This is a genomic window from Trichlorobacter sp. (assembly GCF_030247655.1).
Lineage (GTDB): Bacteria > Desulfobacterota > Desulfuromonadia > Geobacterales > Pseudopelobacteraceae > Trichlorobacter.
Genome location: NZ_JAOTRZ010000064.1, coordinates 1 through 14,252, shown reverse-complemented (window position 1 = coordinate 14,252; position 14,252 = coordinate 1). Strand labels below are relative to the sequence as shown.

The window sequence follows — 14,252 nt, the reverse complement described above, 5'->3', positions numbered from 1 at the left end:
GAGACATTCTCTCTAGCGCACCACCGGAAAACATATCAAACAGGCCCAGGAGAGTTCCTTGAGCCTGTTTAAAAAAATGAGACAGGGCTACTGAGTCAATACCAGGTGTCGGTATGTGACACCCGACCCGATAGACTGCCAACATACCCAGCGTGAACAGCACCCGCTTCTTAAGTTCTGGAATACGGAAGATGTTCTGGAATGCTTCTAGCACGCGCTGGCACCCTCAATTTTACCACCAACTGCTTGGATTTTTTCAATTGCTGACTTACTAAATTTATCCGCTTTTATGGTCAAGGCCTTAGTAATATCTCCATTAGCAAGAACCTTAACTGGAAGATTTGATTTTTTAAGCAGACCTTTAGCGTTCATGGCTTCGCGATCAACGCAACTACCTGCTTCAAAAACATCCAGTTGTTGAAGATTAATTAAAACATACTCATTCCGATCAAGCGGCCGAAAACCACGTTTAGGTAAACGACGTTGAAGGGGCATCTGTCCGCCTTCAAAACCAGGCTTAATGCTACCGCCGGAACGGGCCTTCTGGCCTTTATGACCTTTAGTTGCAGTCTTACCGTGACCAGAGCCAATGCCACGTCCGATACGTTTTCTATTTTTAGTAGACCCCAGAGCGGGGCGTAAGCTGTTCAGTTCCATGGAGGTCTCCATCCTTTACTTAACCTTCAACATATGGTTTATCTTGTTGATCATCCCGCGTGTTTCAGGAGTATCCTGCAAGGAAACCGTCTGGTGCAGGCGACGCAGACCAAGGCCACGTACAACCGCACACTGCTTCTCCGTAGCACCAATAGTACTTTTAACCAGGGTTATTTCCAGCATGTTACTCATGGTATCAATTCCTTCGTCAGGGAGTCTTACGTCTGTTTATTCAGCCAGACCACGACGTGCTATAAGCTCTTCAGGGGTCTTAAGCAGACGCAGACCTTCAAAAGCAGCCTTAACGACATTGTGTGGGTTATTTGACCCGAGGCACTTGGAAAGAATATTGCTAATTCCGGCAGCTTCAAAAATCGCACGGGAAGCGCCACCTGCAATAACGCCTGTACCTGGCGAAGCTGGCTTCATAAGAATCCGACCAGCTCCGAATCGCCCAATAATTTCATACGGAATGGACTGGTTTTGATTAACCGGAACTTTAATCAAGTTCTTTTTAGCCTGCTCTACACCCTTACGGATCGCTTCAGGCACTTCATTTGCTTTGCCAAGTCCATAGCCGACATGCCCACTGGCATCACCAACGACGACAAGTGCAGAGAAACTAAAGCGACGGCCACCCTTTACAACCTTTGCAACACGGCTGATGTGTACAACCCTGTCTGTCAGGTTTAAATCGTTTGCGTTAATCCTGCTCACTACAAACCTCCCTGGGAGAGTGAAAACTTAGAAATCAAGACCGGCTTCCCGAGCCGCATCTGCAAGAGCCTGTATACGGCCATGATAAAGAAATCCGTTGCGGTCAAACACGACGGAGCGAATATCTTTTTGCAAGGCAACCTTTGCAATTGCAGCACCAACAGCTGCTGCTGAAGATTTATTTCCTGTATGAACACCAGATTGAGCAACACCTTCGGAACAGGTTGATGCAGCACCCAATGTCACACCCCGCACATCATCAATAAGTTGTGCATAAATATGATTTGCGCTTCTAAAAACATTTAAACGTGGTCGTTCAGCAGTACCAGTAACTTTTTTGCGTACTCTAACCTGGCGCTTGAGGCGCGTAATAGTTTTTTGTGATGTCTTTCCCACGGATCTGCTCCTTACCCTGTTACAGGTTCCTATTTTTTACCAGTCTTACCAGCCTTACGAAGAATGGTCTCAGTGGCATATTTGATACCTTTGCCTTTATAAGGTTCAGGACCACGGAAGGAACGTATTTTGGCAGCAGTTTGACCAACCAGTTCCTTATCAATGCCTTTAACAGCCAGCTTTGTCATTTTATCAACTTCAACAGTAATACCGGTCGGAAGCGGAAAGACAACTGGATGAGAATAGCCAAGACTCAGCACCAATTCAGATCCTTTAACTTCAGCACGATAACCAACACCGTTGATCTCGAGATCAGTCTGGTAGCCAGTAGTCACACCGACAACCATGTTGTTTACCAAAGTCCGGGTAAGGCCATGAGCTGAACGAGACTTAATAGCATCGTCAGGGCGATTAACACAGATTTTACCGTCTTCAACAGCAACGGAAACTTCTGACATAATCGTACGGGACAACTCACCCTTGGGACCTTTGATGGTCAGGACTGAATCAGCAAAGGTCACTGCGACCCCTTTAGGAACTTCAATCGGCAATTTCCCGATTCGTGACATTGTGTGACTCCTTTAGAACTGGGACTGACTACTTACCAGACAGTGCAGAGCAGCTCGCCACCGATACCGGCCTGACGGGCTGATACATCAGTCATGATGCCCTTTGAGGTTGACAAAATTGCAATACCTAAACCATTTTTGATGGTAGGAATTGACTCAGAGTCAACATAGGTCCGGCTACCTGGCTTACTAATCCGGGTAATCTCATTGATCACGGGATCTTTTTCGTCGATGAACTTCAGATAGACCCGCAGGACTCCCTGACGATTATCAGCGATAACCTTATAATTTTTGATGTACCCTTCTTGCTTCAACACCTGGGCGATATTCACCTTGACATTTGAAGAAGGGATATCGACCTTTTGAAGCTTAACCATATTCGCATTACGAATTCTGGTCAGCATATCGGCGATAGGATCAGTCATTGACATCGAGACGCACTCCTCTGAGGTTATGCAGCATTACCAGCTGGACTTGATAACGCCGGGAATCTGTCCGGCGGAAGCATATTTACGCAGGCAGATACGGCACATCTGAAACTTGCGATAATAAGCCTTGGGACGTCCGCAGACCGGGCAGCGGTTATGCTGACGAACCTTGAACTTAGGCGTGCGCTGCGACTTGTTGATCATCGAGACTTTTGCCACGGAAACCTCCCACTAGTTCCTGAACGGCATGCCCATATGCTTAAGCAGGGCCTTGCCTTCTTCATCATTTTTAGCTGAAGTCACAATAGTAACGTTCAACCCCTTGATTTTGTCAATTTCATCATAGTTGATTTCAGGGAATATCAGCTGTTCTTTAATCCCCAGCGTATAATTACCCTGCCCATCAAAAGCCTTACCTGAAACACCTTTGAAGTCACGAACCCGAGCGAGTGAAACGTTCATCAGGCGATCAAGAAATTCATACATACGATCACGGCGCAGAGTTACCATACAACCGATTGGCATACCTTCACGCAGCTTAAAACTGGCTATCGATTTTTTTGCCTTGGTAATTACAGCCTTCTGACCAGTAATCTTCCCTACCTCAGCTACAGCTGAATCAAGAATTTTAACATTCTGGATCGCTTCGCCCAGCCCCATATTGATAACAACCTTCTCAATTTTGGGGACTTCCATAATATTTTTATAATTGAACTCAGTGCGCAGTTTTTGCACTACTTCATTCTGATATACTTCTTTTAATCTGGCCATGGCCTGGATTCCTCCTGATTAATTCTCCAGAGAGCTGTCACACTTGATGCAGGTGCGTTGTTTATCACCGTTTTCAAGTACCGTAACTTTGGTACGAACGGGCTTGACACACTTGGTACAGTAGAGCTGTACATTGGACACATGCAGAGCAGCTTCTTTTTCAGTAATGCCACCAGGCTCATTACCGCGGGCACGTACATGACGCTTCACCATATTAAGGCCTTCTACGATAACGGCGTCCTTTTTAGGGAGTACCTGCAGCACTTTACCGGTCTTTGCCTTTTCTTTACCGGCTATGACCATTACCGTATCACCTTTGGCTACGTGATATTTTTTCGTTTGCATCAGTGTTTCTCCAATTATGCGTTAAAGTACTTCCGGTGCAAGGGAGATGATCTTCATAAACTTCTTGGCCCGTAGTTCCCGAGCAACAGGACCAAAGATACGGGTACCTACTGGCTCCTTTGCATTGTTTATGACAACACCTGAGTTGTTATCAAAACGTATGTAGGAACCATCAGGGCGTCCAAGTTCTTTGGCGGTACGGACAATTACCGCTTTGACCACATCACCTTTTTTTACCTTGGAATTCGGTAGCGCTTCACGCACTGAGCAGACGACAATGTCACCAACTCCTGCATATTTACGCTTAGACCCGCCAAGTACCTTGATGCAAAATAGTTTCTTTGCACCAGAGTTATCGGCTACGTCAAGTATAGTTTGCATCTGAATCATGCTCGTATCCTCTCTGGGGGGCTGCTACGCAGCGCTCTCAAGAATCTGGCGCAGGGCCCAGCGTTTGTCTTTGCTTAATGGACGGCACTCAACAATCTGCACCTTGTCCCCTGCCTTACAGCTGTTCTTCTCATCATGAACCTTATATTTAACACTCCGCTTGATATATTTATTATAAAGCGGATGTTTTACAAGGCGATCGACTCTAACAACAACTGTCTTTTCCATTTTGTCACTTACTACAACGCCGGTCTGAGTACGTCTGTGTCCAAGCTCACCCATGACAGTCCTAACCCCTGCTTTCTGTAAGGATGGTATTGATCCGTGCGATATCTTTACGGATCGCGCCAAGCTTTCCAGTATTCTCAAGGCGCCCTGTGTTCAGTTGAAACTTAAGGTTGAAGAGCTCCTGCGTTAATTCTTGACGCTTCTGCTTCAATTCAGCCTCAGCCATTTTACGAATATCATTAGCCTTCATTTTGGGTACCTCTGGTAATGAACTTGGTGGATATAGGCAACTTATGAGCTGCCAACCTGAAGGCCTCGCGTGCGATTTCTTCAGTAACCCCTTCCATCTCATACAGCACCATGCCGGGCTTTACCACACAAACCCATGAATCAGGTGAACCTTTACCTTTACCCATCCGGGTTTCAGCAGGCTTTGCTGTCAACGGCTTATCAGGAAACATACGAATCCAGATTTTACCGCCCCGTTTGATATAACGGGTCATGGCAATACGTGCAGCTTCAATCTGACGTGAGTCAACCCAACCACATTCAGTGGCCTGCAAAGCAAACTCACCGTATGAGATCTCGATCTGGCGGCAGGCAGCGCCTGTCATCCGCCCTTTCATCTGCTTTCTATGCTTAACCCTTTTCGGCATTAACATGTGACTTGCTCCTGAAACTTATTGTCCTGGCAGGACTTCACCCTTGAAGATCAGGACCTTTACCCCAATGATACCATAGGTGGTCATGGCCTCGGCAAATCCGTAATCGATATCAGCACGCAAGGTATGCAGCGGTACCCTGCCTTCACGATACCACTCGGTACGTGACATTTCGGCACCACCCAAACGACCTGAACAGGTGATACGAATACCTTTAGCACCAAACTTGAGCGAAGAGGTTACACTCTTCTTCATTGCGCGACGAAATGCTATCCGTCGCTCAAGCTGTAATGCCACATTTTCTGCTACAAGTTGAGCATCAAGCTCTGGCTTACGAACCTCGTTGATATTAATAAAAACTTCCTTTGAGGTAATAGAGGCCAGATCTTTTTTGAGCAGCTCAACTTCAGCGCCCTTCTTACCAATAATCAGGCCTGGACGTGCAGCATGAATATTGATCTTAGTCTTGTTTGCAGCACGCTCAATTTCAATCTTTGAGATACCTGCACTATACAGACGTTTTTTCAAAAACTTGCGTATCTTCAGGTCCTCGTGGAGATTCTTGGCATAATCAGCCTCAGCGTACCACTTTGAGTCCCAGGTCTTGATGACGCCAAGTCTGAAACCTATCGGATTTACTTTCTGTCCCAAGACTGCACCTCCGGCCTATCTCGTTTTCGTGTCAGACAAAACCACTGAAATGTGGCTTGTCGGCTTGCGGATCTTGCTAGCACGGCCCATTGCGCGTGGAACAAAACGCTTAAGAACTGCACCGCCATCAACAAAGATCGTTTTTACAAAAAGCTTGTCTATATCATTCACGCCCTTCTGTTCGGCATTGGCGACAGCCGACTTCAGAAGTTTGAGAAGGATCTGTGCTGACGGGTTCGGCAAGAAAGTCAGGGTGTTCAGGGCTTGCTGGATACCCTTGCCCCGAACCAGATCGGCGACAGTCCGCGTCTTACGCGGAGACAGGCGTGCTAATGTTAATTTGGCACTGGATTCCATTCAGATCACTCCTTTATTACTTCTTGACCTTGCTCTTTTTATCGGCAGCATGGCCATGGAAGGTCCTAGTAGGCGAAAATTCACCTAATTTATGACCGACCATGTTCTCGGTAACAAATACCGGGATAAATTTCTTGCCGTTATGTACCGCCAGAGACACTCCAATGAATTCTGGAGTAATAGTAGAGCGGCGTGACCAGGTCTTGATGATTTTTTTAGAGTTAGGACCTTCGGTCTCAACTTTTTTCATCAGATGCCCATCAATAAAAGGGCCTTTTTTTATCGAGCGTGCCATATAGAGCTAGCCTCTCATTCGATTATTTCGTGCGTTTTTTAACAATAAAGCGGTCTGACGTCTTGTTGGTGCGAGTCTTATAACCCTTGGTTGGTATACCCCACGGTGTTACCGGGTGGCGACCACCAGAAGTTCTACCCTCACCACCACCATGTGGGTGGTCAACCGGGTTCATAGCAACACCACGTACCTTTGGACGCTTGCCCAACCAGCGTGATCGACCTGCCTTACCAAGACTTACATTTTCATGGTCTATATTGCCAACCTGACCAATGGTTGCATAGCAGTCCTGAAGAACCAGACGAACTTCACCTGAAGGCAGCTTGACCTGCGAATACTTGCCCTCTTTAGACATGAGCTGTGCAAAAGTACCGGCACTACGGGCAAGTTGTGCGCCTTTACCTATTTTCAGCTCGATATTGTGAATAATCGTACCCAAGGGAATCGAGCGCAAAGGTAAACAGTTACCTGGCTTGATATCAGCTTCCGGGCCGCTCAGCACGGTATCTCCTACTTTCAGATCAACCGGTGCAAGGATGTAGCGTTTCTCACCATCAATATAGTGAAGAAGAGCGATTCGAGCGCTACGGTTAGGATCATATTCAATCGTTGCAACCTTCGCAGGGATTCCGCGCTTGTCACGACGAAAATCTATCATACGATACTTCTGCTTGTGACCACCGCCTTGATGGCGTGCAGTTACTCGGCCAAAGTGGTTACGACCACCAGTCTTTTTAATCTTGACCAGCAGGGACTTCTCCGGCGTTGTGGAGGTAATCTCCTCAAACGTCGAACAGGTTTGATGTCTGCGCCCAGCAGATGTGGGCTTGTAGCTCTTTATTGCCATACCTGAACCCCGATTCAGTAATGATTAGTCCGTTACACTTCGAAGAAGTCGACGGTCTGGCCTTCCTTCAGCGTGATATAGGCCTTTTTCCAGTTTTGACGCTTCCCGTAATTGCGACCGAAGCGCTTTACCTTACCAGCCACATTCACGGTGCGTACCGAAGTAACATTGACCTTGAAGAGCGACTCAACAGCTTTCTTGATCTCAATTTTGTTTGAATCTCGGTCAACCACCAACGTGATGGTGTTTGCGGCCTCAGTACCGAGTGATGTTTTCTCAGTAACATGTGGCTTTTTAATGATTGAATAGATATTCATTACTGCAGCGCTCCTTCCACGAGTCGCACAGCACCCTCGGTCATGACAATGTTTTGATACTTAAGCACATCAAATACATTCAAACCGTCAGCCTTGAGCAACTTAACATAGGGAACATTTCTTGACGAAAGTGAAAGGTTCGTCGAAGGTTCCTCGGTGATGATCAAAGACCGCTCAAGATCGAATTTTTTCATAAATCCAGAAAAATCCTTTGTTGAAATCTTTTCAAATTCAAGCTGATCAAGAACAGTAATTTTTTCACTCTTGAGCTGCATAGAAAGCAATGATCGCAGTGCTGCCTTACGAGCTTTCTTGTTAATACCCAAGTTATAGGTTTTAGGCTGAGGACCGAAAACAGTTCCACCACCAGGATACTGGGGAGCGCGGGAACAGCCTTGACGTGCATTACCAGTACCTTTTTGTTTAAAAGGCTTTCTACCGCCACCGGAAACTTCAGCACGGGTCTTAGTCTTAACAGTACCTGCGCGGCGATTGGCCAGTTGGACCTTAAGGGCTTGATGAATCAGGGGCTCTTTAACTTCAGCAGCAAAAATCTGCTCATCAAGGGTAACTTCCCCAACTTTTTCACGATTCATATTATACAGAGCTATTGTTGGCATACGTAACTACTCCGTCTGATTACTTGGTGGCTTTGACGCTGTCTTTTATAACAACGACATTGTTCTTGGAACCTGGAATCGCACCTTTAATAAGGATTAGATTCTGATCTGCATCAACACGAACCACCTGGAGACGCTGTACAGTAACGCGCTCATTCCCCATCTGACCCGGCATCTTCTTATTCTTAAAAACCCGCGAAGGGGTTGCCGAACAACCGATGGAACCAGGCGCACGGTGGAAGCGAGAACCGTGGGAGGCACGGCCACCCTTAAAGTTATGACGCTTGATAACCCCCTGAAAGCCTTTACCGATACTGGTACCAGTAACATCAATCAGGTCACCGGGCTCAAACTGCTGAACAGTAAGTTCATCACCGATATTCAGTTCCGCCTCTTGTTCGAGTTTGAGCTCACGCAGGTGCCTAAACACACCTTTTCCAGCCTTCACGCAATGCCCACGGTCAGCTGAATTTGCCTTAGCAGCAACAACAGCTTCAAAACCGACCTGAACGGCTGAGTAGCCATCGACTTCAGCTGTCTTCTTCTGCAGCACCACACAAGGGCCTGCTTGTACCACCGTCACTGGAACGCGGGTACCATCTTCCAGGAAGATCTGGGTCATGCCCAGCTTTTTTCCGATAATCCCTTTATTCATAACAGACATCCTATCTGGCAATAATGTCTACAGCTTGATTTCAACATCAACGCCTGCGGACAGGTCCAATTTCATCAACGCGTCAACAGTCTGCTGTGTCGGGTCAAGAATATCAATCAGACGCTTATGGGTTCTGATCTCAAACTGGTCACGGGACTTCTTGTCAACGTGTGGCCCACGCAGCACGCAGTACTTATTGATAACTGTTGGCAGCGGAATTGGCCCTGCTACACGAGCACCGGTACGCTTTGCCGTCTCAACAATCTCACCGACGGATACATCCAGCAACTTATGGTCATATGCCTTGAGGCGAATTCTGATCTTCTGGCTCTGCATCGCTTCCTCGCTTAATCTTTACTCGATAATTGCGCTGACGACGCCGGCGCCTACGGTACGACCACCTTCACGGATGGCGAAGCGAAGGCCTTCGTCCATGGCGATCGGAGTGATCAGGTTTACAGTCATAGCCACGTTGTCACCAGGCATTACCATTTCAGTGCCTGCCGGAAGTTCTGCAACACCAGTTACGTCGGTGGTACGGAAGTAAAACTGGGGACGGTAGCCGTTAAAGAATGGGGTGTGACGACCACCTTCTTCTTTGGTGAGGATATAGGCTTCTGCCTTGAACTTGGTGTGCGGGGTGATGCTGCCGGGCTTCGCAAGTACCTGGCCACGCTCAATGTCTTCACGCTTTACACCACGAAGCAGCGCGCCGATGTTGTCGCCAGCCTGACCTTGATCAAGCAGCTTGCGGAACATTTCTACACCGGTTACGGTGGTCTTGGCGGTTGCCTTGATACCGACGATTTCGATTTCCTCGCCAACCTTTACGATGCCACGCTCTACACGACCGGTGGCAACAGTTCCACGACCGGAGATAGAAAAGACGTCTTCTACAGGCATCAAGAACGGACGGTCAATAGCACGCTCTGGGTCCGGAATATATGCGTCTACTGCATCCATCAGGGCGTTAACAGAATCTTCACCCAGTTCGTCTTTATCGCCGTTAAGGGCTTTAAGAGCGGAACCTTTGATGATTGGAATGTCATCACCAGGGAAGTCATAGCTGGAGAGCAGTTCACGAATTTCCAGTTCTACCAGTTCAAGCAGTTCTGCATCGTCTACCATGTCTGCCTTGTTAAGGAAGACAACCATGTAGGGGACGCCAACTTGACGGGCAAGCAGGATGTGCTCACGGGTCTGGGGCATTGGACCGTCTGCTGCCGATACAACCAGAATTGCACCGTCCATCTGTGCTGCACCGGTGATCATGTTCTTGACATAGTCAGCGTGACCCGGGCAGTCAACGTGGGCATAGTGACGCTTGTCGGTTTCGTATTCTACGTGGGCTGTGGCAATGGTAATACCACGCTCACGCTCTTCAGGGGCGTTGTCAATCTGGTCAAACGCCTTGTATTCGGCCTGACCTTTACCAGCAAGCACTTTCGTGATTGCTGCGGTCAATGTGGTCTTACCATGGTCAACGTGACCAATTGTTCCGATGTTTACGTGCGTCTTATTACGCTCAAATTTAGCCTTGGCCATCGACTGGTTCCTCCTGTTTATACATTGGTTGCCTGATCTTGTTAATGCTTGCGCACTCGCTCCCTACATCCACACGGATTCGTTAAAAGAAATGGAGCCCACATCCGGACTCGAACCGGAGACCTCTTCCTTACCAAGGAAGTGCTCTACCTCCTGAGCTATGTGGGCATTTCACGAATATCATGAGATTGGAGCGGGAAACGGGACTCGAACCCGCGACCCTCAGCTTGGAAGGCTGATGCTCTAGCCAACTGAGCTACTCCCGCACAACGGCATGCACTGCTTTGGCCGACCAGACAAACCCGTAACCAGTTCATACGACAGAAATCTGCCTCCTGGGTCTGGGCACCACCCGATTCGACCGGTGACTAATATGGTGGAGGGAGGAGGATTCGAACCTCCGAAGTCTACGACGACAGATTTGCAGTCTGTTCCCTTTGGCCGCTCGGGAATCCCTCCAGGGATGATTCTACGTTTCACTTGACTGGAGCTGGCGATGGGACTCGAACCCGCAACCTGCTGATTACAAGTCAGCTGCTCTACCAATTGAGCTACGCCAGCAATTTTCGGCAAAGCGTGGAATTTGTGCTTTTACTGCAGAGTAAATAGATTGTCAAGTTTTTTTTGGATATTTTTCCGTTAGCAACTCTGACACCTATACAATACAGGACGTTAACCAGCGATTTATACAAACTGAGGATTCAAGGATCCACCTAAAAAAGCCTTGATTTTCCTAAGTGCATTTTCTTCTATCTGACGAACCCGCTCACGGGAAATAGCAAAGTGGTCTGCTATTTCCTGTAATGTCATCGGATCATCTGCCACAATACGCTCTTTCACAACAAACTGCTCTTTCTCGCCAAGGCGAGAGACGGCGCCTGCTACAATCTGCCTTAACTCCTGCTGTTCCTGCAGATCTCCAAGCTGGCTTTCCTGATTTGGACGGTCATCGACCAACTCTTCAAGCAAACTGCCCCCCTCACCAGGGGCCAGTTCTGCATCCAAAGAGACCTCGCCCATCAACCGTAGCTCCATCTCTTCAACATCAGCCTCGCGCACATCAAGCGACAAAGCAGTAGCGGGCAGATCCCCGTCATCGCTCCCCGTCATGCTGCGAATGGCGTTTTTTGCCTGCTTAAGCTTAAAGAAAAGTTTGCGCTGGGCCTGGGTTGTACCGATTTTAAGCAGACTCCATGAAGAGACAATATAGCTTTGAATCTGCGCCCTGATCCACCAGACAGCATAGGTAATCAACCGAAATCCCCGATAGGGGTTAAATTTTCGCACCGCCAGCATCAGGCCGATATTACCTTCCTGAATCAGGTCAAGCATCTTCATGCCATAATTACGGTACTCTGCAGCAACTTTCACAACAAAGCGTAAGTTCGATGTGATCAAAGCCTGCGCAGCACTCAGATCATTTTCTTCAAACAGCCGGACTGCAAGGCGATGCTCTTCCTGTTCATTCAGCAGCGGGAATGACCGTATTTCAGACAAATACCGGGAGAAGCTATCTGTTGCAACTGGAATGGTGGTATGCATTGTCAGATTACCTCACTTCCATATTTTAGCACTCACACCCAAAGACTGCTAAAACTATAACAACCCATCTGACAAAAAGCAACCCCCCTTAACAACTTATCCCTTCAGCCTCCGCCAGCCAGATTCGGCAAGCTCCCGCATCCCCTGCAAGGTACGCTGGTACAAACGCCGCACCGGCAAACGGTTCAGCGTAATACCGGTTGCCTGAAGCTCAAGCGACAACTCATCTCCGGCCGACAGACCGGTCAGGTGAGCAGCATAGCTACCATCGAGGCCGAACAGAAAGCGATAGGTTGTTCCGTGGAACCGGCAGGCAACAACAACCAGCATCACCTCAGGCACCCCTGTTTTGTGATGGTATCGAGTGGTTGAGCAGACAAACTGTCCGATACAACTTCCCGACTCAGCCAACAAGGCGTCAATGGTCACCTGCTTGGGCTTCGGACGTCCTAATGACGGCAGTCCCCAGGGGCGGTACGGTTCATGGGGACGCTGATAATAATGTTCACTGCGCTCCAACAAAATCACCACATTATTATTGATTGGGCCACCAATGGAGTGGGAAAGCCCGGCCTCAAAACCGGCTTCCTGAATCAGACGATGGTTTTCAACCACCTGGATCATACCGGTTGCTCCCAGAGGATGACCACGGCCCTTCAACCCTCCTGTCAGATTAGTAGGGAAAAGCCCATCTGGACCGGTCAGCTGGTCGTCAAGTAAGGCATCAAAAAGCCGGTTACGGCTCACTATTCCCAGATCAACCAGATTAATCGGTCCAAAGCCGTTAAAAGGGTCATGCATATTGACATGTAACACACCTTCCAGTGTTCTGACATCCCGTAGACCAGCCATACCATAGGCATATCCTGCAGCCGTTACCGTAGCAGGAAAGGAATGGAAATAGTGGCGGTCAGCAATGGTAGGAATATCTGTTGCACTGCCAAGCCCTGCCACCAGCACATCCTGCGGACGGGAGGTGAGGATCACAGCTGCCATACCGTCAGACATGGGGCAGTAGTCATGATAGCGCAGCGGAGACCAGTAACGGTAATTTTCTCCGGTATCTACCTGCTTGAAGTACTCCTCAGCCGGTAATGGCTGGCGCAGATGAGCATCAGGATTCTGGCTGGAAAAGTGATGGCTGCGCTGGGAGAGAAGAGCTGAATAGGCCGACCACTCCAGATCGGACAGTCCCAGGCGCAGCTGAAGTGAACGCGCCACCAGCGCACCACAGGCCGGCATGGTCAAGCCGTACTCAGCCTCGTTACGATCAATAACACCGGCAATAATCCGGGTTGCCTCCAGAGTTGAGGCATCACTCATTTTCTGAATACCGATGGCCAGCACGTGATCATGTCGCCCAGAAGCGACTTCAAGGTAGGCATTTTCAAATGCTGAGGCACCGGAAGAAGAAGCCGTATCGATCAATACCGATTTAACCCCTGAAATTCCCAGAATTCCGGCAATTTTTGCAGCAGTATTATCTACCCCGGAAAACGCCGCAGGGTTCTGACTACCCACTACAACAGCATCAATATGCCGACGACGCACCGGGCTTCCCGTAAAAACCTGCCCGCACTGTTCCGCCATCTCTAGAAACGTCAGTTCTTCACGGTCTTTGCCCGTGTAACGTCCAACCGGCCCCATCCATGAAGCGGCCAGATACACAGGACGCGGTCTAAAATCCACTCCCATGACACAACCTCCTCTCCCCTAAGCACCAAAGGCGCTCCGAAGAACGCCTTTTGTGTCAACCTTGATCAGATACAAATGTATTTTTATTTTCTCAGGACTTTAATAACCGCTGAGAAGTCCTCTTCACCGTAACCCGCCTCAATTCCTTTTTCGTACATCTTACTGGCCGCCTCGGCAGCAGGCAGATGCAATCCAACCAGACGAGCGGCATTCAACACCAGATGCATACCATCATTCACATATTTCATTGCCAGGCTGCGAGCGAATTCATTGCGGGACATGGCACGGCCCTTCAAATGGAAGATCGGCGAGGCAACCCCACGGGTATCCAGCACCTCCAAAATCTTGTCGGCACTGAAGCCCATCTTTTCACCAAAAACCAAACCTTCGGCAAGCACCTGAACCAAGGTACCCTGCACCATGTTCACAATAAACTTCATCTTGGTGGCGTCACCGACCTCGCCAACCGTTATGGTATTCAAACCAAAGATACTGAATGGTTCACGACATTTACCAATGATTGCCGGATCTCCACCAACTATAATGGTCAACAGACCGTTTGCGG

At 48.5% G+C, this 14,252-nt stretch carries 25 protein-coding genes, 4 tRNA genes and 1 pseudogene; all 30 read right to left on the bottom strand.

The features are described from left to right. A pseudogene (locus OEL57_RS07790) lies at window positions 1-214 on the bottom strand (preprotein translocase subunit SecY); the annotation flags it as partial. After that, on the bottom strand, window positions 208-657 hold the full coding sequence (rplO, locus tag OEL57_RS07785) for a 50S ribosomal protein L15 (RefSeq protein WP_300739331.1): 450 nt from the start codon (window positions 655-657) through the stop codon (window positions 208-210). The pseudogene OEL57_RS07790 and the gene rplO, both read right to left, overlap by 7 nt. A gap of 15 nt (window positions 658-672) precedes the next feature. After that, window positions 673-849, bottom strand: a complete 177-nt coding sequence (gene rpmD, locus OEL57_RS07780; RefSeq protein ID WP_300739328.1) for a 50S ribosomal protein L30 — start codon at window positions 847-849, stop codon at window positions 673-675. A 36-nt stretch (window positions 850-885) separates the two neighbouring features. Beyond that, the gene (gene rpsE / locus OEL57_RS07775; RefSeq protein ID WP_078790146.1) at window positions 886-1,374 is read right to left on the bottom strand and encodes a 30S ribosomal protein S5; all 489 of its coding nucleotides are present in this window, start codon (window positions 1,372-1,374) and stop codon (window positions 886-888) included. Window positions 1,375-1,401: 27 nt separating this feature from the next. Next, window positions 1,402-1,770, bottom strand: coding sequence for a 50S ribosomal protein L18 (gene rplR / locus OEL57_RS07770; protein ID WP_300739324.1), 369 nt, complete (start codon window positions 1,768-1,770; stop codon window positions 1,402-1,404). Between the two features lie 29 nt (window positions 1,771-1,799). Continuing rightward, complete coding sequence (gene rplF / locus OEL57_RS07765) at window positions 1,800-2,339, bottom strand: 50S ribosomal protein L6 (protein WP_300739320.1); 540 nt, start codon at window positions 2,337-2,339, stop codon at window positions 1,800-1,802. 32 nt (window positions 2,340-2,371) lie between these two features. Further along, window positions 2,372-2,770 carry a 30S ribosomal protein S8 gene (gene rpsH, locus OEL57_RS07760; protein WP_078790143.1) on the bottom strand — a complete coding sequence of 133 codons (399 nt, stop codon included), beginning with the start codon at window positions 2,768-2,770 and terminating at the stop codon, window positions 2,372-2,374. Window positions 2,771-2,800: 30 nt separating this feature from the next. Next, entirely contained in the window at window positions 2,801-2,986 is a 186-nt protein-coding gene (locus OEL57_RS07755; RefSeq protein ID WP_078790142.1) for a type Z 30S ribosomal protein S14, read from the bottom strand. 12 nt (window positions 2,987-2,998) lie between these two features. Then, the gene (gene rplE, locus OEL57_RS07750; protein WP_300739309.1) at window positions 2,999-3,538 is read right to left on the bottom strand and encodes a 50S ribosomal protein L5; all 540 of its coding nucleotides are present in this window, start codon (window positions 3,536-3,538) and stop codon (window positions 2,999-3,001) included. Window positions 3,539-3,556: 18 nt separating this feature from the next. After that, complete coding sequence (gene rplX / locus OEL57_RS07745) at window positions 3,557-3,883, bottom strand: 50S ribosomal protein L24 (RefSeq protein ID WP_300739307.1); 327 nt, start codon at window positions 3,881-3,883, stop codon at window positions 3,557-3,559. Between the two features lie 21 nt (window positions 3,884-3,904). Beyond that, entirely contained in the window at window positions 3,905-4,273 is a 369-nt protein-coding gene (gene rplN / locus OEL57_RS07740) for a 50S ribosomal protein L14 (protein WP_012469422.1), read from the bottom strand. 24 nt (window positions 4,274-4,297) lie between these two features. Continuing rightward, window positions 4,298-4,555: a 30S ribosomal protein S17 gene (gene rpsQ / locus OEL57_RS07735; protein WP_012469421.1), complete on the bottom strand. Its 258-nt coding sequence runs from the start codon at window positions 4,553-4,555 to the stop codon at window positions 4,298-4,300. A gap of 7 nt (window positions 4,556-4,562) precedes the next feature. After that, window positions 4,563-4,751: a 50S ribosomal protein L29 gene (gene rpmC / locus OEL57_RS07730; RefSeq protein WP_300739303.1), complete on the bottom strand. Its 189-nt coding sequence runs from the start codon at window positions 4,749-4,751 to the stop codon at window positions 4,563-4,565. After that, on the bottom strand, window positions 4,741-5,163 hold the full coding sequence (gene rplP / locus OEL57_RS07725; RefSeq protein WP_300739300.1) for a 50S ribosomal protein L16: 423 nt from the start codon (window positions 5,161-5,163) through the stop codon (window positions 4,741-4,743). Before rplP ends, rpmC begins: the two co-directional genes overlap by 11 nt. 18 nt (window positions 5,164-5,181) lie before the next feature. Next, entirely contained in the window at window positions 5,182-5,814 is a 633-nt protein-coding gene (rpsC, locus tag OEL57_RS07720) for a 30S ribosomal protein S3 (RefSeq protein ID WP_300739298.1), read from the bottom strand. 15 nt (window positions 5,815-5,829) lie between these two features. Further along, entirely contained in the window at window positions 5,830-6,171 is a 342-nt protein-coding gene (rplV, locus tag OEL57_RS07715; RefSeq protein WP_078790137.1) for a 50S ribosomal protein L22, read from the bottom strand. A gap of 16 nt (window positions 6,172-6,187) precedes the next feature. After that, window positions 6,188-6,466 (bottom strand): 30S ribosomal protein S19, encoded by a 279-nt coding sequence (gene rpsS, locus OEL57_RS07710; protein ID WP_078790136.1) that lies wholly within the window; start codon window positions 6,464-6,466, stop codon window positions 6,188-6,190. Between the two features lie 22 nt (window positions 6,467-6,488). Continuing rightward, a complete protein-coding gene (rplB, locus tag OEL57_RS07705; protein ID WP_300739288.1) occupies window positions 6,489-7,313 on the bottom strand; it encodes a 50S ribosomal protein L2 in 825 nt (274 codons plus the stop codon). A 32-nt stretch (window positions 7,314-7,345) separates the two neighbouring features. Next, complete coding sequence (rplW, locus tag OEL57_RS07700; RefSeq protein WP_012469414.1) at window positions 7,346-7,630, bottom strand: 50S ribosomal protein L23; 285 nt, start codon at window positions 7,628-7,630, stop codon at window positions 7,346-7,348. Then, window positions 7,630-8,250: a 50S ribosomal protein L4 gene (gene rplD, locus OEL57_RS07695; RefSeq protein WP_300739285.1), complete on the bottom strand. Its 621-nt coding sequence runs from the start codon at window positions 8,248-8,250 to the stop codon at window positions 7,630-7,632. The genes rplW and rplD overlap by 1 nt, the downstream gene beginning before the upstream one ends. Before the next feature lie 19 nt (window positions 8,251-8,269). Beyond that, window positions 8,270-8,905, bottom strand: coding sequence for a 50S ribosomal protein L3 (rplC, locus tag OEL57_RS07690; RefSeq protein ID WP_300739283.1), 636 nt, complete (start codon window positions 8,903-8,905; stop codon window positions 8,270-8,272). Between the two features lie 27 nt (window positions 8,906-8,932). Then, entirely contained in the window at window positions 8,933-9,241 is a 309-nt protein-coding gene (rpsJ, locus tag OEL57_RS07685) for a 30S ribosomal protein S10 (protein WP_012469411.1), read from the bottom strand. Between the two features lie 18 nt (window positions 9,242-9,259). Beyond that, a complete protein-coding gene (tuf, locus tag OEL57_RS07680) occupies window positions 9,260-10,450 on the bottom strand; it encodes an elongation factor Tu (protein WP_300739270.1) in 1,191 nt (396 codons plus the stop codon). 92 nt (window positions 10,451-10,542) lie between these two features. Then, window positions 10,543-10,618: transfer RNA gene (locus OEL57_RS07675), tRNA-Thr, on the bottom strand. A gap of 21 nt (window positions 10,619-10,639) precedes the next feature. After that, window positions 10,640-10,716: transfer RNA gene (locus OEL57_RS07670), tRNA-Gly, on the bottom strand. Between the two features lie 108 nt (window positions 10,717-10,824). Then, window positions 10,825-10,909, bottom strand: a tRNA-Cys gene (locus tag OEL57_RS07665). Window positions 10,910-10,935: 26 nt separating this feature from the next. Then, window positions 10,936-11,011, bottom strand: a tRNA-Thr gene (locus tag OEL57_RS07660). Between the two features lie 123 nt (window positions 11,012-11,134). Further along, window positions 11,135-11,992 (bottom strand): RNA polymerase factor sigma-32, encoded by an 858-nt coding sequence (locus tag OEL57_RS07655; RefSeq protein WP_300739267.1) that lies wholly within the window; start codon window positions 11,990-11,992, stop codon window positions 11,135-11,137. Window positions 11,993-12,088: 96 nt separating this feature from the next. Beyond that, window positions 12,089-13,687, bottom strand: a complete 1,599-nt coding sequence (locus OEL57_RS07650; RefSeq protein ID WP_300739264.1) for a thiolase family protein — start codon at window positions 13,685-13,687, stop codon at window positions 12,089-12,091. 83 nt (window positions 13,688-13,770) lie between these two features. Beyond that, window positions 13,771-14,252 (bottom strand): NAD(P)-dependent oxidoreductase (locus tag OEL57_RS07645; protein WP_300739261.1); only part of this gene is annotated, 482 nt, incomplete at its 5' end.